Below are 23,593 nucleotides of genomic sequence, written 5' to 3' on the forward strand. Positions count from 1 at the left end.
GCGGCGCCCGGCTGTTCCCACTCTTCCGCGCCCCGGCCCCGTCCCGCGACCCGTTTCAACTGTGGCCAAAAGCGCGTGGTGACCCACTGTGCCTCTGTGCATACTCGTGCGGAGGGTCAGGTGGGGGCAACTTGTGGGGGTTTGGTGCTACGCATCCATTTCACCGGACGCGACCTCGGGCGGATACGTATTGCGGCCCGTCCGGACGCACTGTGGGAAACGGTTCTGAGTTTCCACCGGCTGCGCGACAAACGTTCCGCCACGGCGCTCGGGGAATGGCGGCGGGAGACCCGGTCCCGATTGAACGGTGAAGTACGTCTGCTGGCCTCACTGGTCCCCCTCCGCGGATATTTCCCGGATTTCCTGACGCCGCCCGAGGGAATTTCCGGTGTGGAGCACGGGCTGGAGGCGTTGCGCGCCACCCCGCCCGGCCACCTCCGCCGCGATCTCGGGCTCCTCGCCGCCGGCCACGCGGCCCCGGGAATCCGCGGTGCGCGCTCCGCTCCGCCCGCCGCGGGGGACGGGGCCCCCGCGCCCCGGCACGAGGCCCTGGCCGAGGGGCGTCCGGCGGCCCTCGGTGAACTCCTCGGGGGGCTGCGGGACTACCACCGGGCCGCCGTCGCCCCGTACTGGCCGCACATCCGCGCCCGGATCGAGGCCGACCGGGCGGCCCGCGGCCGGGCCCTCCTCGACGGCGGCGCCGACGAACTGCTGGCGTCGCTGCCCCACCCCATGTGCTGGCGGCCGCCGGTGCTGGAGACCGCCTATCCGGTCGACCGGGAGCTGCATCTGAACGGCAGGGGCCTGCTGCTTCTGCCGTCGTTCTTCTGCCGGGTCACCCCGGTCACCCTCCACGACCCGGAGCACGCCCCGGTGCTGGTCTACCCCGTCGACCACGCCCGGGAGGGCACCGGCCCCGTGCCGGCGCGGAGCCAGGCCGGGACCGGCTCCCTGGGCAGGCTCGTGGGCCAGACGCGTTCCGCCGTCCTGCGCACCATCGAGGGCGGCTGCACCACCGGCGAGCTGGCCCGCCGGGTCGGCGTCTCCCCGGCCTCCGCCAGCCAGCACGCCGGGGTGCTGCGCGACGCCGGCCTGGTCGTGACGTTGCGCCACGGCAGCGCGGTGCTGCACACCCTGACCCCACTCGGTGCCGCCCTGCTCCACGGCGGCACGGCCACCGCCGCCCGGACCGCCGACGCGCGGGCGCCGGGGGCATCATCGGAGGGGCGGAGACCGGCGGCGCTCCCGCCCCGCGCCGCCGCGGCGAGCGGCGCACCCCGCTGACCCCGGCTGCACCCTCCGGTGAACCGCCGGGGTCCGCCCCCTCGGCCGGGCCCTGGACCCGCCGGTGGCGGGCGCTCTCCAGCGCCCGCCACCGTTCCCCTGCCGCTCAGACGGCCCGGCCCGACGGGGTGACGGGCAGACCCGTCCCCTCCGGCGCCGGGGCGCCCGGGGTGCCGTCCGGGCCCGCGCCGGGCGCGCCCAGCCGGTGCACCATGGCCGGGCAGACCATCCGCCGGCAGTGACCGGCGGTGCGCTCCGGGCCGCGCAGCCGCAGCCGGACGGGGTGCCGGATGTCGGCGCTGGACGCGGCGAGCCGCAGCTCCAGGTCGCCGGGTTCCACGACGCGGCGCCCGTCCGGGTCGGTGTACGAGGCGAGGTCCGGGTGGAAGCCGAACCGCACCTCCGCCGCCTCCCCGGGCCCGAGCGGCACACGCGCGTAGCCGATGAGCCGGTTGACCGGCCGGGTGGTCCGGGCCACCGGGTCGTGCAGATAGAGCTGGACGACCTCGGTGCCGGGCCGGTCACCGGTGTTGCGCACGGTCAGCCGCACGGTGGCCTCGTCGTCGGTGCCCAGGACGAGCGGCGCCTCCGCCGGCCCGGCCCCGGTGGGCGCTCCGCCGGGGGACCCGCTGCCGTTCCCGCCCGCCCCGGCCGTGGCGCCGTCCCCGGAGGCCGGGGGCGGGACGGTCACGCCGCCGTCGCTCCATTCGAAGGACGTGTACGACAGCCCGTGGCCGAACGGGAAGAGCGGGGTGGGGTCGGACGAGCTGGCCTCGTTGCGGAGGCCGAGCGGTGGGGCGAGGTACGTCCACGGCTGGCCGCCGGGCCCGTACGGCACGCTGACCGGCAGCCGGCCGGAGGGGCTGACCCGTCCGGAGAGCACCCCGGCGACGGCCGGCCCGCCCTCCTCGCCGGGGAAGAACGCCTGCACCACGGCGGCGGCGCGCGGCCCGCCGGCGCGCCCCGCCGGGCGGACGTACCGGCCCAGGGCGTAGGGGCGTCCGCTGAGCACGACGAGCACCACGGGGGTGCCGGTGGCCAGCAGCGCGTCGAGCAGCGCGCCCTGCTCGCCAGGGAGCCGCAGGTCGGCCACGTCACAGCCCTCGCCGGAGGTGCCCCGCCCGAAGAGGCCGGAGCGGTCGCCGACCACCGCCACGCAGACGTCGGACCCGGCGGCCAGCGCGGTGGCCTCGGCCAGCAGCGCGTCCCCCTCGCCGAGCAGTTCCGCGGCGGAGGGCAGCCCGTCCGGGAGGGGCTGCCGGGACTGGGAGAGCACCCCGCCGAGCGAGGACGCCTCCGGGGCCGTCCCCGGCAGGCCCGCCGCCTCGGGACCGGACGGCTCGGGGTCCGGGCGCGCGCAGCCGGGGGCGTGGGTGATCCGCGCGCCGGGCAGTTCCGCGCGGACCGCCTCCAGCAGCGTCGGGACGCGCACCCCGACCGGGAGCCCCGGGTGCTCGAAGCCGACGTGGGCGGGGAAGGTGTAGCAGCCGAGCATGGCCGCCGGGTCGTCGGCCAGCGGCCCGACGACGGCGATCCGCGCGTCCGGCCCCGCGGCGAGGGGCAGGACGCCGCCGTCGTCCGCGAGCAGCACCACGGACTCCTCCGCGAGCTGCCGGCTCACCGCGCGCAGCTCGGCGGTGTCGAAGTCCAGGCCGCCGGAGGACGGGTCGGCGCCCGGCCGCAGGGCCGCCTCACGGGCGGCGGCGAGCGGGGCCACGGCCGGGCCCGCCGCTCCGGATCCCTCGCCGTCCCCGGGGCCGTTCTCCCCGGTCACCGCCGGCGGCGGTCCGGTGAGGGCGGGCGGTACGGGGCTCCAGTCCGGGTCGAGCAGGCCCAGCTCGCACTTCTGCCGCAGCACGCGGGTCACCGCCCGGTCGACCAGTTCCTCCGGCACGTCCCCGGAGCGCACCGCGTCCAGCAGCGGGGTCCCGTAGCAGTGGACCGCGGGCAGTTCCACGTCCACGCCGGCGGTCAGCGCCAGGGCGGCCGCGTCGCGGGGGGAGCCGGCGACGTGGTGCGCGGTCTGGAGGAAGGCGATGCCGAAGTAGTCGGCGACGACGGTGCCGCCGAACCCCCACGCGTCCCGGAGCAGCGAGGTCAGCAGCCGGTGGTCGGCCGCGGCGGGCACGCCGTCGGTCTCGGTGTAGGCGTGCATCACCGAGCGCGCCCCGCCGTCCCGGACGGCCAGCTCGAACGGTGGCAGCAGGACGTCGGCCAGCTCGCGCGGACCGGCGGAGACGGGGGCGTGGTTGCGGCCGGCGCGGGAGGCGGAGTAACCGGCGAAGTGCTTGAGGGTGGCGACGATCCCGCTGGACTCCAGGCCCCGCACATAGGCGGTGCCGACGGTGGCCACCAGATACGGGTCCTCACCGATCGACTCCTCGGTGCGGCCCCAGCGCGGGTCGCGGACCACGTCCAGGACGGGGGAGAGGCCCTGGTGGACGCCGACGGAGCGCATGGTCGAGCCGATGAGCTCGGCGGCGCGCCCGACCAGGGCCGGGTCGAACGAGGCCCCCCAGGCCAGCGGGGTCGGGAAGACCGTGGCGCCCCAGGTGGCGAAACCGGTGAGGCACTCCTCGTGGGCGAGCGCGGGAATCCCGAAACGGTTCGCCGCGGCGATCCGGGCCTGGGTGCGGGCGAGGGCCGCCGCGCCCGCCGCCGGCTCCACGGGCGCGGTGCCGAACGCGCGGGTGAGCTGGCCCAGCCCGTGGCGGATGAGGGTGTCCAGGTCCGCGGGTTCCGCGGTCGCCGCCATCTCGTGCTGCATGGGGGCGACGTCCTCGCCCTCGGAGTCGGAGCCGGGCCAGATGGAGAACAGCTGGGCGACCTTCTCCTCCAGGGTCATCCGGGTGAGCAGGTCGCCGACCCGGGCCCCGGGCGGCAGGGAGGTGTCCTGCCAGGGGCCTTCCGTCTCGTGGTGCATGGGACTCCTGTCCGGCGCGAGGGGGTGGGGGGAGGCGGCTACTTGCCGCCGACGCCCATGAGGCCGCTGACGAGCTGACGGCGGGCGAAGAGGTAGACGACGAAGATGGGCACGATCGACAGCACGACCGCCGCGAGCAGCGCCGGGATGTCCACCCGGAACTCGCCCACGAAGTCGTACAGGCCGAGGGTCAGCACCCGGTTCCCCGGCGACTGGGTGAGGATCAGCGGGAACAGGAAGTTGTTCCACGCCTGGAGCGAGGCGTACACGGCGACGGTCGAGATCCCCGACCGGCTCAGCGGCACGACGAGCTGCCACAGGATCCGGGCGGGGCCCGCGCCGTCCAGCGCCATGGACTCGTACATCTCCTCGTCGATGTCGCGCATCGTGCCCGCCAGGATCAGCACGCTGACCGGCAGCGCGAAGGCCGCCGTCGGCAGGACGACCGCGAGCAGGGAGTCGTACAGGTGCAGCTTGGTGATGATCAGGAAGACCGGGACGATCACCGCCTGCGCGGGGATGGCCAGGCCCAGCAGGAAGACCTGGAAGACCCGGTGCGACATCCGGCTGCGGGTGCGCACCACCGTGTACCCGACCGTCACCGCGAGTACGACCACCAGGGCGGCCACGGCGGCCGTGACGATCACCGTGTTGAGCAGATAGGTGAGGAAGTCGGTCGCGAAGACCTTGCGGTAGTTGTCCAGCGTCGGCTCGCCCGGCAGCGAGAGCGTCCCGTTGTCGAGGTAGTCGTCCCGGGACCGGAGGGTGGAGGACACCAGCGCGAACAGCGGGAGCCCCACGACCGCCAGCCAGATCAGCGCGCCGAACCCGGCCGGGTAGTTCCAGCGCGGCAGGCGGAACCCGCGGGCGCGGCGCGGCTCCCGGGGGCCCTTCCCCGGGCGCCTCGGCGGCGCGGTGCCGGGGCGGCGGGGCAGACCGGGGCGGCGGGGCAGTACGTCGGTCACATTCCCTCCCGGGTACTGCGCATGGCGCCGAAGCCGGTGAGCCGTACGAGCAGCAGCGAGACGCTGGTGGCGATCACCACCAGGATGGTGGCGATGGCGCTCGCGTAACCCATGTCGAACGCCTGGAAGCCGGTCCGGTACATCAGGTACGGGACGATGGTGGTGTCCGTCCCGGGACCGCCCTCGGTGAGGATGAGCACGGTGTCGAAGAAGGTCAGCGCGCCGACCACCATCAGCACCGACGAGGTGATGATCGTGTTCCTGAGCTGCGGCAGGGTGATGCTGAAGAACTGCCGGACCGTGCCGGCCCCGTCCACCAGCGCCGCGTCGTAGAGCGACGCCGGGATCTGCCGCGCGCCACCCTGGTAGAGCAGCGTATGGAACGGGATGAACTGCCAGGACGCGACGAAGACGACGGCCGCGAAGGCGCCCCGGGAGTCGCCGATCAGGTTGCCGTCCGGGAAGCCGATGTACGGCCCCAGGTCGGCGATCAGCCCGAAGTTGGGGTCGAGGAGGGTCTTCCACAGCAGCGCCAGCGCCACGGAGGACGCCAGCAGCGGCAGGAAGAAGATCGCGGAGAGCACGGCCCGGTTGCGCTGCCGTCCCGCCGACCAGACGCCCAGGAGGAGCGCCACCGGGGTCTGGAACAGCCAGGACAGGGCGGTGAGCAGCACGCTCAGCCAGACGGCCTGCCGCATCACCGGGTCGTTCCACAGCCGGGACCAGTTGGCGCCCCCGGTCCACTCGGGGGTGCCGAGCCCTTCCCAGGCGGTGAAGGAGAGGGCCACGACCAGCAGCATCGGGACGATCGCGAAGAACGCGAAGAAGAGCAGTCCGGGAACGGCCCAGCCGAGGCCCGGCCGCCCCGCGCCGGAGGCGCCGGACGGCCGGGCCACCACACCTGTGGCGGGCTCTTTCACCGTGGTCCCGGAGGTGGCGGATGCCGGCATGGTGACTTACAGACCCTTCATGGCTTCGGTGAAGTCCTTGGCCGAGAGCTGGCCGTTGAAGAGCTTCTGGATGTTGGTGAGCATCGGGTCGGCCTTCTGCGCGGGGAGCGCCTGGTCCCAGGAGAGGGTGAAGTCCGGCGCGGCCTTGACCATCTCGTACTGGAACTCGGCGTACTCCGGCGCGCTGTGCGACGCCAGCCGCTCCTCGGCGTCGGAGGTGGTGGGCACGTCGCCGTTGTCCACCAGGTCACCCACGTAGGCTTCCTCGGCCGCGAACTTGACGAACTCCAGCGCCGTCTCCTGCTCCTTGGCCTCGGCGTTGATCGACCAGTAGTTGGTGGGGTTGCCGACGACGGACTTGGGGTCGCCCTTGCCGTCGGGGATCGCCGGGAAGGCCGTCCAGCCCAGGCTCTCCTTGACGAAGTCCGGCTGGTTGGACTTCTGGTTGGCGAACTCCCAGCTGCCCATCAGGTGCATGGCGGCGCGGTCCTTGGCGAAGAGCGTGGAGGCGCCGTCCTCCGTGTAGTTGACGGAGGCGTAGTTCTTGCCGAACGCGCCCCGGTCCACCAGGTCCTCGACGGTCTGCGCGGTCTTGAGCACCGCCGGGTCGCCCCAGGCCTCGGCGTCACCGGACTGGATGCGCTGGAAGACCTCGGCGCCGCCGATCCGGTCGAGCAGGTACTCGACCCACATCAGCTCGGGCCAGGCGTCGGCGCCGGCCAGGGCGAACGGCGTGACGCCCTCCCCCTTGAACGTGTCGATCAGGGCGAGCACGTCGTCCCAGGACTCCGGGGGCTCGGCGCCGGCCTTCTCGAAGACGTTCTTGTTGTAGAAGAGAATCACCGGCTGCATGCCGCGCATCGGCACGCCGTAGAACTTGTCGTTGACCTTCCCGGCCTCGACGATCGACTGGATGAACGCGCCCTTGAGCTTCGGGTCCTTCTCGAACTCGGGGGTGAGGTCGACGAGCATGTCCTTCTCGACGAAGTTCGCGATGGAGCCGCCGCCCCAGTTGAAGAAGATGTCCGGGGCGTTGGGGGTGCCCATCGCGGTGCGGACCTTGTCCTGGTAGCTGTCACCCGGAACCTGGGTCAGCTTGACCTTGACGTCCGAGGTCTTGTTGAACCGCTCGACGGCCGCTTCCTGCACCTTGGTCGAGGCGTCCTGGTAGACCCAGACGTTGAGCGTCCCCTCCTTGCCGCCGCCGGCCGCTTCGGATCCGTCGCTGCCGCAGGCGGCCAGCGCGGACGACGCGACGATCGTGGCCGTGATCGCCGCGACGGCCCGGCCGCCTCTGGGGGACAGTATGTTCCGCATGGCACACCTTCCGGAAAGGTCCCGAAAATTATCGGTCGATGTTTCTGGAAGTTACGGATTCATCATCAGGCGTGTCAACGGGTGTAACGAAAATGGGATCGGACGGCCCGTGCCCGGGGCCACGCGGCGCCCGCCGTCGGGGTCAGTCGCGCCCGGCGGGGGGCGCCGTGGAGTGCCGGACGATCAGTTCGGTCGCCAACTCCACGCGCGGCGAGTCGAGTTCCTCCCCTCGGGCCTGACGCATCACCGTACGGGCAGCGACCTTACCCATCTCGGCGAGTGGCTGCCGCACGGTCGTCAGCGGCGGCGAGGCCCAGCGCATCTCGGGCAGGTCGTCGAAGCCCACGACGCTCATGTCGTCCGGCACCCGCAGTCCGCGGCGGCGCAGCCCCTCGATGGCGCCCAGCGCCATCTGGTCGCTGGAGGCGAAGATCGCCGTGGGTGGGTCCGTCAGGTCCAGCAGCTTCTGCGCGCCGGTGAAACCGGACTCGTGGTAGAAGTCGCCGCCGACCATCAGGGTGTCCTCGGCGGGCAGCCCGGCGGCCTCCAGCGCGGTGCGGTAGCCGTCCAGCCGCGCCCGGCTGCACAGCAGCCGCATGGGCCCGCCGATGAAGCCGATCCGCCGGTGCCCGAGCTGGAGCAGGTGCTCGGTGGCGGCCATGCCGCCCGCCCAGTTGGTGGCCCCGACGGTGGGCGCGTCCAGCGCGGGCGAGCCGGCCGGGTCCACGATCACCACCGGGACGTCCAGCCGCCGCAGCTCCTTCTGGAGCAGCGGCTCGAAGGCGGAGGTCACCAGGATCACGCCGTCGGAGGCGCGGTCCCGCAGATTGTCCAGCCACTGCCGGGTGGCGCCGGCGCGGCCGTGGGTGGCCGAGACGACCGTGCCCCGCCCGGCGGCGTGCGCCACCTCCTCCACCCCGCGGATGATCTCCACCGCCCAGGGGCTGTCCAGGTCGCTGAAGACGAGGTCGAGCAGGCCGGCCCCGTCGCGGCCCGCGGTGCCGCGCCGCTGGTAGCCGTGGCGGCGGAGCAGGTCCTCCACCTTGGCCCTGGTCTCCGGCGACACGTCGGAGCGGCCGTTGACCACGCGCGAGACCGTCGGGACGGAAACGCCCGCCTCCTGCGCGATCGCCGTGATCGTGACCTTCGGCCGCGACTGTCCGGCTTCGTCGACCGCCATGGAACCTCCTTGCACCACACCCGTTGACGGGTGTTCCGACCAGCTCTAGCGTTCCCGGCGCAGCCTCCGAAAACTTGCAGCATTCTTCCGGAAACCCGGAACCGCGTGAAGCTGAGAGGGACCCCCCATGAATGTACTGCGCCTCCGCGGAGCCGCGGCGGCGGCACTCGCCGCCACCACTCTGCTCGGCGGGCTCGGCCTCCCCTCCGCGCCCCCGGCCACCGCTGCGGAAACCCCGCCCGCCGCCCGCGGCGCGGCGCACGGCGTACCCGGCGGGACGCTCGCCGGGGCGGCGGCCGCCTCCGGCCGTTTCGCCGGGACCGCCGTCGCGGCGGACCGGCTGGACGACCCGGCCTACGCGCGTATCGCCGCCACACAGTTCAGCGGCGTCACTCCCGAGAACGCGATGAAGTGGGAGTCGGTCGAGCCGGAACGCTCGCGGTACACCTGGGACGACGCCGATCGTATCGCGGACTTCGCGGACGCGAACGGCCAGGACCTGTACGGGCACGTCCTGGTGTGGCACAGCCAGCTCCCCGCCTGGCTGAACGAGGGGGACTTCGCGCCCGCCGAGCTCCGCACCCTCATGACCGACCACATCGCCGCCACCGCGGGCCGCTACCGGGGCCGGGTGGACCGCTGGGACGTGGTCAACGAGGCGTTCGACGAGGACGGCACCTTCCGCGACACGATCTTCCACCGGGCCCTCGGCGAGGACTACATCGCCGAGGCGTTCCGGGCCGCCCACCGGGCCGACCCGGGGGCGGAACTCTTCATCAACGACTACAACACCGACGGTCTCGGCCCGAAGAGTGACGGCATGTACCGGCTGGTGAAGAAGCTCACGGCGCGGGGCGTGCCGATCCACGGCGTCGGCTTCCAGAGCCATCTGGTCCTCGGGCAGCAGCCGGAGAAGATGCGGGCCAACCTCCAGCGCTTCGCCGACCTCGGGCTGGACGTCGTGATCACCGAGCTCGACATCCGCATGGACCTGCCGGTGACCCGCAAGAAGCTGCTGCGGCAGGCCGCGGAGTACCAGGCGGTCACCGACGCCTGCACGGCCGTCCGCCGCTGCGAGGGCGTCACCGTGTGGGGCTTCTCCGACGCCGACTCCTGGATCCCCGGCTGGTTCGAGGGCGAGGGCGCGGCCTGCCCGTACGACGAGGCGTACCGGCCGAAACCCGCCTACCACGCGATGCGGCTCGCCTTCACCCTGGCCGGATGGCGGAGCGGGCCGCCCGGCGGCCGCCGGATGTCCTGACCCGGCGCGTCGTTCACGCGGCTGAGGCGCCCCCGGCCCGCAGGGGGCCGGCACCGCCCCGGGCGGGGTGCCACGCACCGCCGCCCGGCCTCGCCCCCGGCGCGCCCGGGGGCGCGCGACGGGCCGGGGGGCGCCGGACGGGTGTCCGGTGCCGGGTGTCCGCGGCGGCACCGGAGCCGGTTCCCGGCGGCGCGGGCCCGGCCGGAACGGTTCCGCAGGGCTTCCGGGAGCTTCCGGGCCGGGGCCCTCCGCGCGGGGGCGTCCGGGGCGGCAACCGGCGGCCGGGACGGGCCGACGGTCCTGCCGGGCACGGCGGTGCTGCCGCGCGTGGCGGGCCGCCGTCTCAGCTCCGGCGGACGGCGTAGACGTCCACCGCCACCTCCGGGTCGTCCAGGCAGCGGCCGGTGGTCAGGTCGAAGCGCTGCTTGAGCAGCGGGGAGGCGACGAACGGCGGGCCGCTCCGCCCGCCGCCGAGCAGCCCGCGGGAGAGGACGCAGGCGCCGGTGAACGGGTCGCGGTTGCCGATGGCGTGCAGCGTTCCCGTGCGGTCCAGGAAGACGGCCGCCTGCCGCCCGTCCGGGAGCAGCGCCGCCACCCCGCGGCCCGGGGTGAGGACGGCCGTCTCGCACACCGGGAACCAGCCGGTGGGGAGCAGGAGTTCGACGCGGGTCCCGGTGGTCCCGGTGGTCCCGGTGGTCCCGGTGGTCCCGGTGGTCCCGGCGGTCCCGGTGGTCCCGGTGGTCCCGGTGGTCCCGGTGGGCGCGGTGGTGGTGAGGGTCGCGGTGGTGGCCGCCGTGGTGGTCATCGCGTGGAGCTCCCTTCGAGGGTGCGGACGGGGAGGACGGGGCCGGCCAGGATCTCCAGGTCGGGCTTGACCTGGTCGCGCTCCGGCACGAACCGCACCGTCGGGTCGGGGGTGTCCGGCGCGTTGACGAACGAGGCGAAGCGGGCCAGCCGCTCCGGGTCCGCGAGCGTCGCGCCCCACTCGTCGCGGTAGCCGGCCACGTGATCGGCCATCAGCCGCTCCAGCTCCTCGCAGATGCCGAGCGAGTCGCGCACGACCACGTCCCGGACGTGTTCCAGGCCGCCCTCGATCCGCTCCAGCCAGGCCGAGGTGCGCTCCAGCCGGTCGGCGGTGCGGATGTAGAACATCAGGAACCGGTCGATGAGCCGGACCAGTTCGGCGTCGGAGAGGTCCTGGGCCAGCAGGTCGGCGTGGCGGGGGTCGGCGCCGCCGTTGCCGCCGACGTAGAGGTTCCAGCCGCTCGCGGTGGCGATCACCCCGAAGTCCTTGCCGCGCGCCTCCGCGCACTCGCGGGCGCAGCCGGAGACGCCGGACTTCAGTTTGTGCGGGGCACGCAGCCCCCGGTAACGCAGCTCCAGGTCGATGGCCATGCGCACCGAGTCCTGCACGCCGTAGCGGCACCAGGTCTGTCCCACGCAGGACTTCACGGTGCGCAGCGCCTTGCCGTAGGCGTGGCCGGATTCGAAGCCGGCGTCCACCAGCCGGGCCCAGATGGCGGGAAGCTGGTCCACGCGGGCGCCGAACAGGTCGATCCGCTGGCCCCCCGTGATCTTGGTGTAGAGGCCGAAGTCCCGGGCCACCTCGCCGATCACGATGAGCTTGTCGGGGGTGATCTCCCCGCCCGGGACGCGTGGGACGACCGAATACGAGCCGTTCCGCTGGAGGTTGGCGAGGAAGTGGTCGTTGGTGTCCTGCAACGCGGCCTGCTCACCGGCCAGGACGTAGCCGTCGACGCCGATGCTGGGCGCCAGCGAGGCGATCACCGAGGCGGCCACGGGCTTGCAGATCTCGCAGCCCTCGCCGCCCCTCGCCGCCTCCCGGCCGTGCTCGTCCAGCAGCCGCGCGAAGGAGGTCAGCCGGCGCACGCGCACGATCTCGTACAGCTCGGCGCGGGTGTGCGCGAAGCAGCCGCAGAGACCGCGGTCGACACCGATGCCCTGGGCCGTCAGCTCGTCGTTGACGAGGGTGGTGAGCACCTTGACGCAGCTCCCGCAGCCCGTACCGGCCTTGGTGCACTTCTTGACCTCGGGCACGGTGCCGCAGCCGTGCCCGGTCACCGCGCCGCGGATGGTGCCCTTGGTGACGTTGTGACAGCTGCAGATGACGGCCTCGTCGGGCAGCGCGGACGGCCCCAGCGCCGCGGGCGCCCCGGCCCCCGCCGGCAGCACGAGCTGCTCCGGCGGCAGCGGCGGGACGGTGCCCACCAGGGGGCGCAGCGTCCCGTACGCCTCGGCGTCGCCGACCAGCACCCCGCCGAGCAGTGCCCCGTCGGAGCCGACGACGAGCTTCCGGTAGACGCCGGAGCGCGAGTCGGCGTACACGACGTCGAGGCAGCCCTCCGCCGTGCCGTGCGCGTCCCCGAAGCTGGCCACGTCGACCCCGAGCAGCTTCAGCTTGGTGGAGGTGTCGGCGCCGGTGAACCCGCCGGGCGGGGCCGCGTCCCCGGTGGCGGCGTCGATGGCACAGGCGGCCGTCCCGGCCATCTCGTAGCCGGGCGCGACCAGCCCGTACACCGTTCCGTCGGCCGCGAGCGCGCACTCGCCGATGGCGTAGACGGCCGGGTCGGAGGTGCGGCAGCTCGCGTCCACGGCGATGCCGCCGCGCTCGCCGACCGTCAGCCCGCAGTCGCGGGCGAGCTGGTCGCGGGGGCGCACGCCGGCGGAGAAGACCACCAGGTCGACGGCGAGCTCCGACCCGTCGGAGAGCGCCATCCCGGTCACCGCGCCGTCCGGGCCCGCGGTGATCTCCTGGGTGGCGGCCCCGGTGTGCACGGCGACACCGAGCCCCTCGACGGTGCGGCGCAGCGCGGCGCCCCCGCCCTCGTCCACCTGGACGGGCATCAGCCGCGGCGCGAACTCCACGACGTGCGTCTCCAGTCCCAGCCCCTTCAGCGCCCCGGCCGCCTCCAGCCCGAGCAGCCCGCCGCCGACCACGGCGCCGGTGCGGGCGCCCGCGGCGTACGCCTCGATGGCCAGCAGGTCCTCGATCGTGCGGTAGACGAAGCAGCCCTCCGCGTCCTTGCCGGGCACGGGCGGGACGAACGGGTACGAGCCGGTGGCCAGCACCAGCGTGTCGTAGCCGAGCGTGCGCCCGGCGCGCGAGGTGACGGTGCGCGCCGCCCGGTCCACCGCGACCACCGGGTCGCCCAGGTGCAGCTCGATGCCGTGGAGGCGGAGGAAACCCGGTTCGCCGAGCGCCAGCTCCTCCGCGGTGCGGCCGGAGAAGTACGAGGTGAGCTGGACACGGTCGTACGCGGCACGGGGCTCCTCGCAGAAGACCGTGACCCGCGCCCGCTCCGTCACCCCACGCTCGGCCAGCACCTCCAGGAACCGCTGGCCGACCATCCCGTGGCCGACGAGCACGACGGACGGGCGGTCGTCCGGGGGAGGTCCGCCGGCGCGGGCGGGGGCGTGCGCCGGATAGCCGGGCGCGGCGGCGGTCCCGTTCTCGCCGTACGCGCCGGTGGTCAGGTCGGGTGCCATGTCAGCAACCTCCGTCAGGGGTGAGCAGGTGCAGCAGGGGAGCGGAGGGCAGCGGCTCGTCGCCCTCCCAGGTACGGGCGAGGGCGCCGACGGCACCGAGATCGCCGAGGAGGATCCCGCCGACGAGCCGGTCACCGCGGACCACGACCTTGCGGTACGCGCCGCGCGTGGCGTCGGAGAGATGGACGACGTCGTCCCCCGGCGCCGGGGTGGTCTCGCCGAAGGCGGCGAGGTCGAGCGGGCCGGGAGGGGCCGGCGGATCGAGGGGATCCGGAGAGCCCGGAACGGCCGGAGGGCCGATGTGAGAGCCGGGAACGTCGCGAGAGCCGGGAAGGCCGTGTGAGCCGGGAAGGCCCCGCGGGCCGGGACGCCCGGGGGCGCCGGGGGGCCCTGGGAGACCGGGCGCGCCGCCGGCGCCGGCCGGGCGCGGCCCGGACCAGGCGGGCAGGGAGAGCCGGGTCAGCGCACGGGTGCCGTGGTAGCGGGGGGCGGGGACGGGGGGAGCGGTGCCGGGTCCGCCGGTGCCGGGAAGCGGACCGCTGTTCGCACCGGGGCCGCGGTCGTGGCCTCCTCCCCGCCCGTCGGCCCGCCCGTCGGAGGGGCCGACGTGGGGCCCGCCGTGGGCGCCGTCGAAGGGACCGTCGAGATGGCCGGTGGGCCGGGGCCCGTGGCGGCCGTCGCGACGGCCGGGTGGCCCGCCGGCGGCCAGCAGCCGGGCCAGTACATCGGCCTGTTCCTGGGCGGCACCCGCCAGGCCGTAGAGCGTCCCGTCGTGTTCGGCGCAGTCGCCGATGGCGTGGATGCGGGGGTCGCTCGTGCGCAGCTCGTCGTCGACGACGATGCCCCGGGCGACCTCCAGCCCGGCGGCCACGGCCGGCCCGGTGCGCGGCCGCACCCCGCAGGCGAGGACGACGATCTCCGCGTCCAGCCGGAATCCGTCCGCGAGTTCGACGGCGGTGACGGCGCGGGCCGGGACCGCGCGGCGGGCCGGGAACGGGCCGGTGTCCGTGCCGCAGCCGCAGCCGCAGCCGCAGCCGCAGCCGGATTCGGCCCCGGCCCCGGTACCGGAACGGGAGCCGGCCACCAGGCCGGACCCGGGGTCCGCGCCCTCCGTCGCCTCCCCGGCCTCCCGGGTGCACAGCCCCCGCACCCGGCACTCCGTGTGGACCTCCACGCCCAGCGCCTCCAGATGGCGGCGGAGCAGGCGGGAGGCCCCCGCGTCGAGCTGCCGTTCCATGAGCAGCTCGCCCTGTTGCGCGAGAACCACCCGGGCGCCCCGGAGGGCCAGCGCCCGCGCGGCCGAGACGCCGAGCAGACCGCCGCCGATGACCACGGCGCGCACGCCGGGGCGGACGGCGGCGCCGAGCGCCCGGCAGTCGTCCAGGGTGCGGAACGGGTGGACACCGCCCGGCAGCTCCCGCCCGTCCGGCCCGAACAGCCCGCGCAGCGGCGGCAGGACGGGGTTGGATCCGGTGGCCAGGACGAGGGTGTCGTAGGGCACGGTCCGGCCGTCGTCGCGGAGCACCCGTCGCTCGCGGCGGTCGATCCGGACCACTCGTACCCCGGCGAGCCGGACCACGCCGGCCGGGGGCCCGGGCAGGGCGATCACCTCGGGCCCGTACCGCCCGGCGAGCACCTCGGCCAGCAGGACCCGGTTGTAGGGGCCGTGCGGCTCCTCGCCGATCCAGGTCAGATGGGGGCCACCGGGCGTGCCGCCGCCGAGGGCGGCGAACTGCTGCACGAACCGCGCCCCGGCCATACCGCCGCCGACCACCACCACACGGTGAGGCCCCGGCTCCGGCTCCGGGTTCGGCTCCCAGTTCGAGGTCATGTCCCGAGCCTGCGGGGGCGCTGTTTCCCGTCCGCATCCCCGCTGTTACCCCGGGGGAACGCTGCCCTCAGCGGCGGCCACCCCGCACTGTGAGCGGCGGCGGGCGGTGTGACCGCCGGTCCCTCGGCGGCTCGGTCCGTTTCCGGAGCCCCGAAGCCTTCGGTTTCGAGTTCGCATCCGAAGGGCTCGGGGAGGTGCAGCCGCTCGCCGAAGGTGACGGTGGTCCGGGAGCGGTAGCCCTGTTCGGAGGTCCCCCGGAAGAGGGTGACCGTCTCCGCCTGCATGTCCACGAGCAGGTACACCGGGACCTGCCTTCCGTAGACCTCCAGCTTCTCGGCCCAGGCGTCGTCCTTGGTGGAGACGGAGGTCGGCTCCGCGACCAAGGAGAGGGCTTCCCCCGGGATGCGGATGCTCCGGTGTTCGAAGGCGGCTTCGTCCGCGACGAAGAGATCGGGTCCGTAGGCACGAGCCGCTCCCGGTCATCCGAACGCGTGAACGGGAGCGGCGGGGCGGCCCGCCCCGGGCTCAGCGGGCGGCCGGGCCGGGTGGCGGTCCCAGGTCCGGGCCGCCGCCCAGGTACACCTCGGCGAAGGAGGTGGCGGCGGCCTCCGACTCCAGCAGCCGCCGCAGCCGCGCCCCGGCCGCGCCCGCGCGGAACGGGTCGCCGGAGGAGGGGCCGTGCATCACCTCCGACAGCCACTGGGAGAACTCCTGGTAGGCCCAGACCCGCCGCAGGCAGGCGTCGGAGTAGCCGGCGAGCCCGCGGTCGTCACCCGCCGTGAAGTGCGCGATCAGCGCCTCGGCCAGCAGGAACGCGTCGTTCAGGGCCAGGTTCATGCCCTTGGCCGCGATCGGGGCGACGAGGTGTGCGGCGTCCCCCGCCAGGAAGAGGCGGCCGAAGGACATCGGGGAGATGACGTAGTTGTGCAGGTCCAGCACCACCTTCTCGATCAGCGGGCCCTCGGCCGGCGGCGGGGCGCCCTCGGCGGCGAGCCGGGTGGCCAGCTCGGTCCACACCCGCTCGTGGGACCAGGCCGCGGGGTCGTCGTGGGGCGGGCACTCCAGGTAGTACCGGGTGATCTGCGGGGTGCGGGCCATGTGGGCGCCGAAGCCCCGTGGATGCAGCCCGAAGACCACGCCGTCCGCGGACGGGGGAGCCTCGGCCAGCAGGGCGAGCCAGCCGACGCCGTAGTCGTGGCGTGCGACCAGCGCGCGTCCGGCGGGTATCGCGCTCCGCGTCACTCCCCGCGCGCCGTCGCAGCCCGCGATGAAGTCGCAGACCAGCCGGTGGCGCTCACCGGTCTCCGGGTCGGTGTACGTCACGGAGGGCCATCCGCCGTCGATGTCGTGCACGGCGACGTCCCGCACCTCGAAGCGCACATCACCGCCGGGGAGCCCCGTCCCGCCGCCGTACCCGTCCGCCCGGCCGTCCCCCTCCGTCTCGCCGTCCGCGTAGGCGGAGATCAGATCGGTGACGAGCAGCGGCTGCGGATAGAGGAAGTGGCGGTGGCCGGAGAGCGCGCCGGGCCGCACCCGGTGCCGCCGCCCCGCGAAGCGGAACTCGAACTCCGCCTGGGTCCCGGCCCGGGAGAGCAGCCGCCCGGCCAGCCCGTACCGCTCCAGTCCGCGGACCGCCCACTCCTCCATGAACCCCGCACGCTGGAAGGTCTCGATGTACCGCCGGGACCGCGCCTCCAGCACCACGCAGGCGACCCCGGCGCGGCGCAGGACGTTCGCGACCGTCAGCCCGGCCGGTCCGGCGCCGACGACGACCACGGAGGTGCGGGAGACCGACTCCGGGGCGGCGGGGAGGCCGCTGGACGGGACGGGCGCGGGGTGGGGCGGAGGGGTGCCCATGGGCGGGGGTCCTTACGTTCGGGCGGTCGTTCGGGCGTTCGGTCGAGCTGTGGGCCGGCCGGCCGGTCGGCCGGTCAGCGGTGGCGGCAGTGGCGCCGGCGGATGAGGTCGCCGGACCGGACCGGCGCGGGCCCCGCCGTCGGCGCGAGGGGGCCGGCCGGAAACGGTCCGTACGGGCCGGGCGCGAGACGGCGGGCCCGGAGGGCGGGAGGCGGCCCGGGGACGGTTCCGGCGAGGCGTGGAAAACCCCGGCCCCGGAGGTCAATCCGGACGCACGTACGATTCCGTCCCGGGGTGCGGAGTACCGGAACCGCTCCCGCCCGGAACGACCGAAGCGGCTGCGATGGACGACATCTCCCTGATCACCGTGGCCCTGCTGTGCCTGGCCGCCGCCTCCGCCGGCTGGATCGACGCCGTCGTCGGCGGGGGCGGACTGCTCCAACTCCCCGCGCTGCTCGTGGGTTTCCCCCATCTGCCGCCCGCGTATCTTCTCGGCACCAACAAGGCCGTGTCCATCGTCGGCACCTCCGCCGCCGCCGTGACCTACGTGCGCAGGGCGCCGGTGGACGTCGGGACCGCCGTCCGCATCGGCCTGGCGGCCCTCGGCGGCTCGGTGCTGGGGGCGTTCTTCGCGGCGGGCGTGGAGAGCGCGGTGCTCCGCCCTCTGATCATCGTGATCCTGCTGGGCGTCCTGGCGTTCGTGCTGCTCCGCCCGTCCTTCGGCACGGTCGCCGTTGCCCGCGGACCGGTGACGCGGCGGCGCGTCCTCGCGGCGATCCTCGTCGCCGGCCTGGGCATCGGCTTCTACGACGGCCTGATCGGCCCGGGTACCGGGACGTTCCTGGTGATCGCGCTGGTGGCGATCCTCCACCTGGACCTGGTGACCGCCTCCGCCACCACCAAGATCGTCAACGTCTGCACCAATCTGGGCGCCCTGGCGGTGTTCTCCTACCAGGGCACGGTGCTGTGGCGGCTGGCCGCCCTGATGGCCGTCTTCAGCCTCGCGGGCGGCACTCTCGGCGCGCGCATGGCCCTGAAGAACGGCACCGGCTTCGTCCGCACCGTCCTGGTCGTCGTCGTCCTCGCCCTGGTCACGAAGCTCGCCTACGACCAGTGGCTGAGCTGAGCCGCCGCCTCGTCAGCACCTGCGGGAGCCGCTGCGCCCGGGGCGTCCCGCTCCCGCGGGGGTGCTTCTCCGGCGCGGTCACGGTGCGCGGTTCCCGGCGCGGCCGGGGTCCGGTATTCCGTGTCGCTCCCGGGGCCAGCTCCGCGTTCCCGCAGGGCTCGGCCTCGGCCCTGCGGAGGGGCATGGGAGTGACGTATTACTCCGCGATACGTCGCGCGCCGGGCCGTGTGGGCGGAACGGGGTCGGCGGAGTGCTCGGTGTCCCGGGTGGCGTTCGGTGGACGATCCGGGGAAACCTGCCAGAGCAAGTACCCCGCACCACCACGGGGCACCGCGACCGCACGAGGAGGGCTCCGCCGTGGCCGAGTTTCTGACCGTGATGACGACCACCGACAGCGCCGAGAAGGCCGAGGCGCTGGCGCGGGGGGCCGTGGAGGCGCGGGTGGCGGCGTGCGCGCAGATCAGCGCGCCGGTCACCTCCGTCTACCACTGGGACGGGGCGGTGGAGACCGCCCGCGAGTGGCAGGTGCTCCTCAAGACCGCGAGCGTGCGCTTCTCGGAGCTGGAGACCTACATCCGGAGCGTGCACGACTACGACGTGCCGGAGATCATCGCCACCCCCGTCACCCACGGCGGCGAGGACTATCTCGCCTGGATCGCTGCGGAGACCGGCGCCCGCGGGGACGAGTGAGGCGGGGCACCCGGTGACCGGGACGGCCGGCCGGAGAGGGGCGCCCGGTGACCGGGGCCGGCCAGCCCCGGCGAGGGCGGGGCCCGGGAGCGCCCGCGTCAGTCCCGGCCCGCCGCCTCGACCCGGACCGCGCAGAGCTTGAACTCGGGCATCCGGGAGGTCGGGTCCAGCGCCGGGTTCGTCAGGGTGTTCGCCCGGCCCTCGCCCGGCCAGTGGAACGGCATGAAGACCGTGTCCGGCCGGATGTCCCGGCTCACCCGCGCCGGGGCGACGGCCCGGCCGCGCCGCGAGGTGACGGCCACGCGCTCGCCGTCCGCGACGCCGATGCGCTCCGCCAGCCGCGGGTGCAGCTCGACGAACGGGCCGGGCGCCGCCGCGTTCAGCTCCGCCACCCGCCGGGTCTGCGCCCCCGACTGGTAGTGCGCCACCACCCGCCCCGTCGTCAGGTACACCGGGTACTCCGCGTCCGGCTCCTCGGCGGCCGGGCGGTGGGTGACGGGGACGAAGCGGGCCCGCCCGTCCTCCGTGGCGAACCGGTCCAGGAACAGCCGGCGCGTACCCGGGTGGTCCTCGCCGGGGCAGGGCCAGAAGACGCCGTCCTCCTCGGCGATGCGCCGGTAGCTGATGCCGGAGTAGTCCGCCGGGCCGCCCGCCGACGCCCGCCGCAGTTCCTCGAAGACCTCCTCCGGGTCGGTGGGGAACCCCTTCTCGTGGCCGGACCGCCGCGCCAGGCCGTGCAGGACGGCCAGGTCGGAGCGGACCTCCGGCGGCGGGTCGACGGCGCGGCGGCGCAGCAGGACCCGGCCCTCCAGGTTCGTCACCGTCCCGGTCTCCTCCGCCCACTGCGTCACCGGCAGCACCACGTCCGCCAGCGCCGCCGTCTCCGACAGCACCACGTCGGCGACGACCAGGAAGTCCAGCGCGGCCAGCCGCTCCGCGACGTGCGCGGCGCGGGGCGCGGAGACCACCGGGTTCGAGCCCATCACGAGCAGCGAGCGCACCTCGCCGCCCAGCGCGTCCAGCAGTTCGTACGCGCTGCGGCCCGGGCCCGGCAGCGTCTCGGGGGCCACCCCCCACACCCCCGCGACATGCGCGCGCGCCCCGGGGTCGGCCAGCCGCCGGTAGCCGGGCAGCTGGTCGGCCTTCTGACCGTGTTCCCGCCCGCCCTGGCCGTTGCCCTGGCCGGTCAGGCAGCCGTAGCCGGAGAGCGGGCGGCCCGCGTGGCCGGTGGCCAGGCAGAGGTTGATCCACGCGCCGACGGTGTCGGTGCCCTTCGACTGCTGCTCCGGGCCGCGGGCGGTGAGCACCATGGCGGAGTCCGCGTCGCAGAACAGCCGCACGGCCTCGCGGATCGACGGCAGCGGCACCCCCGTGATCCGTTCCACCAGCTCCGGCCAGTGCGCCATGGCCGCCGCCCGCGCCTCCGGCCAGCCCGAGGTGCGGTCCGCGACGAACCCGTCGTCGACCCGCCCGTCCGCCACGACCAGGTGCAGCATGCCCAGGGCCAGCGCCAGATCGGTGCCGGGGCGCGGGGCGAGATGCAGGTCGGCCTGTTCCGCGGTGCGGGTGCGGCGCGGGTCGACGACGATCAGCCGGCCTCCGTTCTCCCGCAGTTCGCGCAGGTAGCGCAGGGCGGGCGGCATGGTCTCGGCGAGGTTGGAGCCGACGAGGATCACGCAGCCGGTCCGCGCCACGTCCTCCAGCGGGAACGGCAGCCCCCGGTCCAGGCCGAACGCGCGCTGGTGCGCCGCCGCCGCGGAGGACATGCAGAAGCGGCCGTTGTAGTCGATCTGCGAGGTGGCGAGCGCCACCCGGGCGAACTTGCCCAGCGCGTACGCCTTCTCGTTGGTCAGCCCGCCGCCGCCGAACACCCCCACGGCGTCCGCCCCGTGCGCGTCGCGGACGCGCGCCAGCCCCTCCGCCGCCCGGTCCAGCGCCTCGTCCCAGCCCGCCGGGACCAGCTCCCCGTCCCGGCGGACCAGCGGGCGGGTCAGCCGCAGCCGGGGGTCGAGCACGGCGGCGGCGGTACGGCCCTTGCCGCACAGCGCGCCCTGGTTGACGGGGAACGCCGGCCGCTCCACCACCTCGGGCACCGTGCCCGGGCCGGTGGCGGGACGGACGCCCATGCCGCACTGCAACGCGCAGTACGGGCAGTGGGTGTCGACGGCGGCGGGACGGTCCTGGACGGCGGCCTGGGGTGATGCGCTCATGGCGGCAGGGTGCGCCGCGCGTGTTACACCCGGCCCGTGCCCGCGTTACACGCCCCGGACGGAGACCTCAGCGCGGCCCGGGCGTGACGGTGAGGCCGGCGGACGGGCGGTGCGGACGAGTGGCGCGGACGAGTGACGCGGGCGGGGGCACGGCCGGCCGGATCCGCCGGAGGAGGGAGCACGGGAGCGAGCCCCGCGGCGGGGGCATCACCGGGCCCGGCCCGGGGCATCCGCAGAGCACGCCCGGCCCGGCGGAAACGGCCGGCGGAAGCTGCCGGCCCGGTGGAAACCGCCGCCCGGCGGAAGCCGGCGAACCGGCCGGAGCCGAGAAACGGAGGCCCCCCGTGCATGCCACCGACGACCGATCACACCCGCCCTCACCACGGCCCTCACCACGGCCCTCCCCACCGCCTTCACCACCGTCCCCGACGGCCGCCCGCGAGGCCGGCCCCGCCCGGCGGGGGTGGGGCCGGTGAACTCCGCGAGCTGGGTGATCTTCGCCATCGCCATCGGCATCGCTCTCGTGATCGCCCTGAGGAGCGGCCGGCGGCGGTGAACGGGCCGGGCGCGGCGGGGCTCACGGCGCGGCCAGGCCGCTCTGCCAGGCCCAGGCGGCGATCTCGACGCGGTTGCGTGCCCCCAGCTTGCCCTGGATGTTGCCGAGATGTGTCTTGACGGTCCCCGCGGTGATGGTGAGGGCCGACGCGATCTCGGCGTTGGTCAGCCCGCGGGCCACGAGCCCGGCGACGTCGCGTTCGCGCGGGGAGAGGCGCACGGCCGGCGGGGCCGGGGCGGTCCCGGGCAGGAGGCGCCGCAGCAGCCGCACCGTGATGGACGGGCTGATGAGGGAGTCACCCGCCACGGCGGCCCGCACCGCCTCGATGAGCAGACGGGGCCCGGAGTCCTTGAGGATGAAGCCGCACGCTCCCGAGCGCAGCGCGCGGGTCACATACGCGTCGTCGTCGAAGGTGGTCACCATCACCACCCTCGGGGCGCGGCCCGGCGGGGCCTGCCGCATGAGGGCCCGCAGGGCGTCGAGACCGTCCAGGCGGGGCATGCGGATGTCCATCAGGATCACGTCCGGGGTGTGACGCTCCGCCTGCGCGATGGCCTCCACCCCGTCCCCGGCCTCGGCGGCGATCTCGATGTCGTCCTCCGCGGTCAGGATCATGGCGATGCCGCTGCGGACGATGGCCTGGTCGTCGGCGATGAGCACGCGGATCACGCGCCGCCCCCTCCCGCGTCCGGGAGCGGCAGCCGGGCCCAGACACGCCAGCCGTCCCCGCCGGAGGGCGCCGCCCGGAACGAGCCGCCCGCCGCCGTGACCCTCTCGCCGAGCCCTCGCAGGCCGTAGCCGTCGCCGGTGGCCCCTCGCGGGCTGCCGTCGTTGACGACCTCCACCGTGACCTCGGTGGGCAGCGCCTCGACGGTCACCTCGACCCGGCGGCAGTCCCGCGCGTGTTTGCGGGTGTTGGTGAGGGACTCCATCACCACGCGGTGCAGCACGCCGGCCGTGTCCGCCGGCAGCAGATCCGTCGAGCCGTGTTCGCTCAGCCGGGCCCGCGCGCCGTTCACGGAGAAACCGGTGACGAGGTCCCGCACCTCGTCCATGCCGGAGCGGAGCGCCGGCCCCTCGGCGTCGGCGAGCCGGAGGCCGCCCACCATCCTCCGCATGGAGTCCAGCGCCTCGGCGCCGGTCTCCTCGATGCGCGACAGGGCCGGCCCGATCAGCTCGGGGCGCTTCGCGGCCACGGCGCGGGCGCCCTGTGCCTGTACCACGATGCCGGTGACGTGGTGGGCCACGTAGTCGTGCAGATCCCGCGCCAGCCGGACCCGCTGTTCCAGCCGGACCTCGCGCTCCCGCCGGCGCCGGTCCGCCTCCACCAGGCGCAGGGTCAGGCTCGCCCCGGCCACCAGGACCGTGATCAGGAAGAGCACGAAGGCGACGGTCAGACTGCCCTCCTGCGCCCGTATCGACAGCGGCCGGACGACGACCGCCACGGCCAGCAGCAGCGCCGCGGGCACGGCGGCCACGGCCGCGCCGCGCCGGACCGTCACGGCCAGCGCCACCAGCAGCACCACCGTCTCGAACGCGCCGTACGCGGACGAGGCGGCGAGCGACTGGTACCGCAGGTGCACGGCCACGGAGCCCGCCAGGGACACGAGCGCCACGGCGCCGCCGGCCGCGGCGCGGAGGCGTGGCTCCCGGGTCAGCAGCAGCACCCCGCACAGCGCACCGGTGGCTCCCGCGGAGAGGGTGAGCAGGCCGAGCACGGAGGAACCGGAGTACTGGCCGGTCCTGAGATCCGCCCAGGCGGCGAGGGACAGGAGCACCGCCCCGGACGCCCACCGGAGCAGCGGCGGCGACGGGGAACCCCCGGGCCGGGACAGGACAGGTCGCATGCAGCGCAGCGTAGATCAGGGGTGCCCCGGGCGGCCTCTGCCGAAAGGCATAGCCGGAACGGCCAGGATCTGACGTCCGGCGGATGGGC

The 23,593-nt window shown here is 74.9% G+C and carries 15 protein-coding genes and 2 pseudogenes; 4 read left to right on the forward strand and 13 right to left on the reverse strand.

The window, feature by feature from the left end; genetic code table 11:
• Window positions 1–144: 144 nt before the first annotated feature.
• Window positions 145–1,284 (forward strand): ArsR/SmtB family transcription factor, encoded by a 1,140-nt coding sequence (locus HCK00_RS02690; protein WP_311765136.1) that lies wholly within the window; start codon window positions 145–147, stop codon window positions 1,282–1,284.
• 217 nt (window positions 1,285–1,501) lie between these two features.
• Here the strand turns inward: HCK00_RS02690 and HCK00_RS02695 are convergent.
• The 5 genes and pseudogenes from HCK00_RS02695 to HCK00_RS02715 all read right to left on the reverse strand — a co-directional run.
• Window positions 1,502–4,207: pseudogene (locus HCK00_RS02695) on the reverse strand (beta-glucosidase family protein); the annotation flags it as partial.
• A 38-nt stretch (window positions 4,208–4,245) separates the two neighbouring features.
• On the reverse strand, window positions 4,246–5,172 hold the full coding sequence (locus tag HCK00_RS02700; RefSeq protein WP_168100099.1) for a carbohydrate ABC transporter permease: 927 nt from the start codon (window positions 5,170–5,172) through the stop codon (window positions 4,246–4,248).
• Window positions 5,169–6,122, reverse strand: coding sequence for a carbohydrate ABC transporter permease (locus tag HCK00_RS02705; protein WP_168100100.1), 954 nt, complete (start codon window positions 6,120–6,122; stop codon window positions 5,169–5,171). The genes HCK00_RS02700 and HCK00_RS02705 overlap by 4 nt, the downstream gene beginning before the upstream one ends.
• Window positions 6,123–6,128: 6 nt before the next feature.
• Window positions 6,129–7,439 carry an ABC transporter substrate-binding protein gene (locus HCK00_RS02710; protein ID WP_168100101.1) on the reverse strand — a complete coding sequence of 437 codons (1,311 nt, stop codon included), beginning with the start codon at window positions 7,437–7,439 and terminating at the stop codon, window positions 6,129–6,131.
• Window positions 7,440–7,581: 142 nt separating this feature from the next.
• Window positions 7,582–8,619, reverse strand: a complete 1,038-nt coding sequence (locus tag HCK00_RS02715) for a LacI family DNA-binding transcriptional regulator (RefSeq protein WP_168100102.1) — start codon at window positions 8,617–8,619, stop codon at window positions 7,582–7,584.
• Window positions 8,620–8,746: 127 nt separating this feature from the next.
• Between HCK00_RS02715 and HCK00_RS02720 the strand changes: the two genes are divergently transcribed.
• Window positions 8,747–9,880, forward strand: a complete 1,134-nt coding sequence (locus HCK00_RS02720; RefSeq protein ID WP_168100103.1) for an endo-1,4-beta-xylanase — start codon at window positions 8,747–8,749, stop codon at window positions 9,878–9,880.
• 343 nt (window positions 9,881–10,223) lie between these two features.
• On the opposite strand, the gene HCK00_RS02725 is transcribed toward HCK00_RS02720, so the two are convergent.
• From HCK00_RS02725 to HCK00_RS02745, 5 genes and pseudogenes are all read right to left on the reverse strand, one after another.
• Complete coding sequence (locus tag HCK00_RS02725) at window positions 10,224–10,685, reverse strand: nitrite reductase small subunit NirD (RefSeq protein WP_168100104.1); 462 nt, start codon at window positions 10,683–10,685, stop codon at window positions 10,224–10,226.
• A complete protein-coding gene (nirB, locus tag HCK00_RS02730) occupies window positions 10,682–13,249 on the reverse strand; it encodes a nitrite reductase large subunit NirB (RefSeq protein ID WP_240965216.1) in 2,568 nt (855 codons plus the stop codon). Before nirB ends, HCK00_RS02725 begins: the two co-directional genes overlap by 4 nt.
• 139 nt (window positions 13,250–13,388) lie before the next feature.
• Window positions 13,389–15,167 carry an FAD-dependent oxidoreductase gene (locus tag HCK00_RS02735; RefSeq protein WP_446459012.1) on the reverse strand — a complete coding sequence of 593 codons (1,779 nt, stop codon included), beginning with the start codon at window positions 15,165–15,167 and terminating at the stop codon, window positions 13,389–13,391.
• Window positions 15,168–15,214: 47 nt separating this feature from the next.
• Window positions 15,215–15,673 (reverse strand): annotated as a pseudogene (locus HCK00_RS02740) (Uma2 family endonuclease); the annotation flags it as partial.
• A 70-nt stretch (window positions 15,674–15,743) separates the two neighbouring features.
• A complete protein-coding gene (locus HCK00_RS02745; protein WP_168100107.1) occupies window positions 15,744–17,075 on the reverse strand; it encodes a 4-hydroxybenzoate 3-monooxygenase in 1,332 nt (443 codons plus the stop codon).
• Window positions 17,076–17,418: 343 nt separating this feature from the next.
• On the opposite strand from HCK00_RS02745, the gene HCK00_RS02750 reads away from it, so the two are divergent.
• Window positions 17,419–18,201 carry a TSUP family transporter gene (locus HCK00_RS02750; protein WP_168100108.1) on the forward strand — a complete coding sequence of 261 codons (783 nt, stop codon included), beginning with the start codon at window positions 17,419–17,421 and terminating at the stop codon, window positions 18,199–18,201.
• Between the two features lie 357 nt (window positions 18,202–18,558).
• On the forward strand, window positions 18,559–18,891 hold the full coding sequence (cutA, locus tag HCK00_RS02755) for a divalent-cation tolerance protein CutA (RefSeq protein ID WP_168100109.1): 333 nt from the start codon (window positions 18,559–18,561) through the stop codon (window positions 18,889–18,891).
• A 98-nt stretch (window positions 18,892–18,989) separates the two neighbouring features.
• Here cutA and HCK00_RS02760 read toward each other — a convergent pair whose 3' ends face one another.
• From HCK00_RS02760 to HCK00_RS02770, 3 genes are all read right to left on the reverse strand, one after another.
• Complete coding sequence (locus HCK00_RS02760) at window positions 18,990–21,101, reverse strand: molybdopterin oxidoreductase family protein (RefSeq protein ID WP_168100110.1); 2,112 nt, start codon at window positions 21,099–21,101, stop codon at window positions 18,990–18,992.
• 577 nt (window positions 21,102–21,678) lie between these two features.
• Window positions 21,679–22,326: a response regulator gene (locus HCK00_RS02765; RefSeq protein ID WP_168100111.1), complete on the reverse strand. Its 648-nt coding sequence runs from the start codon at window positions 22,324–22,326 to the stop codon at window positions 21,679–21,681.
• The gene (locus HCK00_RS02770) at window positions 22,323–23,504 is read right to left on the reverse strand and encodes a sensor histidine kinase (protein ID WP_168100112.1); all 1,182 of its coding nucleotides are present in this window, start codon (window positions 23,502–23,504) and stop codon (window positions 22,323–22,325) included. Before HCK00_RS02770 ends, HCK00_RS02765 begins: the two co-directional genes overlap by 4 nt.
• Window positions 23,505–23,593 lie beyond the last annotated feature (89 nt).

The sequence above is a fragment of the Streptomyces zingiberis genome (assembly GCF_012034935.1).
GTDB classification, from domain to species: domain Bacteria; phylum Actinomycetota; class Actinomycetes; order Streptomycetales; family Streptomycetaceae; genus Streptomyces; species Streptomyces zingiberis.

Bases quoted from the DNA above. Each gene is read 5' to 3' on its own strand.
- HCK00_RS02760 (WP_168100110.1), bottom strand. From the start codon at position 21,101: ATGAGCGCATCACCCCAGGCCGCCGTCCAGGACCGTCCCGCCGCCGTC.
- HCK00_RS02715 (WP_168100102.1), bottom strand. From the start codon at position 8,619: ATGGCGGTCGACGAAGCCGGACAGTCGCGGCCGAAGGTCACGATCACG.
- HCK00_RS02750 (WP_168100108.1), top strand. From the start codon at position 17,419: ATGGACGACATCTCCCTGATCACCGTGGCCCTGCTGTGCCTGGCCGCC.
- HCK00_RS02720 (WP_168100103.1), top strand. From the start codon at position 8,747: ATGAATGTACTGCGCCTCCGCGGAGCCGCGGCGGCGGCACTCGCCGCC.
- HCK00_RS02725 (WP_168100104.1), bottom strand. From the start codon at position 10,685: ATGACCACCACGGCGGCCACCACCGCGACCCTCACCACCACCGCGCCC.
- HCK00_RS02710 (WP_168100101.1), bottom strand. From the start codon at position 7,439: ATGCGGAACATACTGTCCCCCAGAGGCGGCCGGGCCGTCGCGGCGATC.
- HCK00_RS02705 (WP_168100100.1), bottom strand. From the start codon at position 6,122: ATGCCGGCATCCGCCACCTCCGGGACCACGGTGAAAGAGCCCGCCACA.
- HCK00_RS02770 (WP_168100112.1), bottom strand. From the start codon at position 23,504: ATGCGACCTGTCCTGTCCCGGCCCGGGGGTTCCCCGTCGCCGCCGCTG.
- HCK00_RS02745 (WP_168100107.1), bottom strand. From the start codon at position 17,075: ATGGGCACCCCTCCGCCCCACCCCGCGCCCGTCCCGTCCAGCGGCCTC.
- nirB (WP_240965216.1), bottom strand. From the start codon at position 13,249: ATGGTCGGCCAGCGGTTCCTGGAGGTGCTGGCCGAGCGTGGGGTGACG.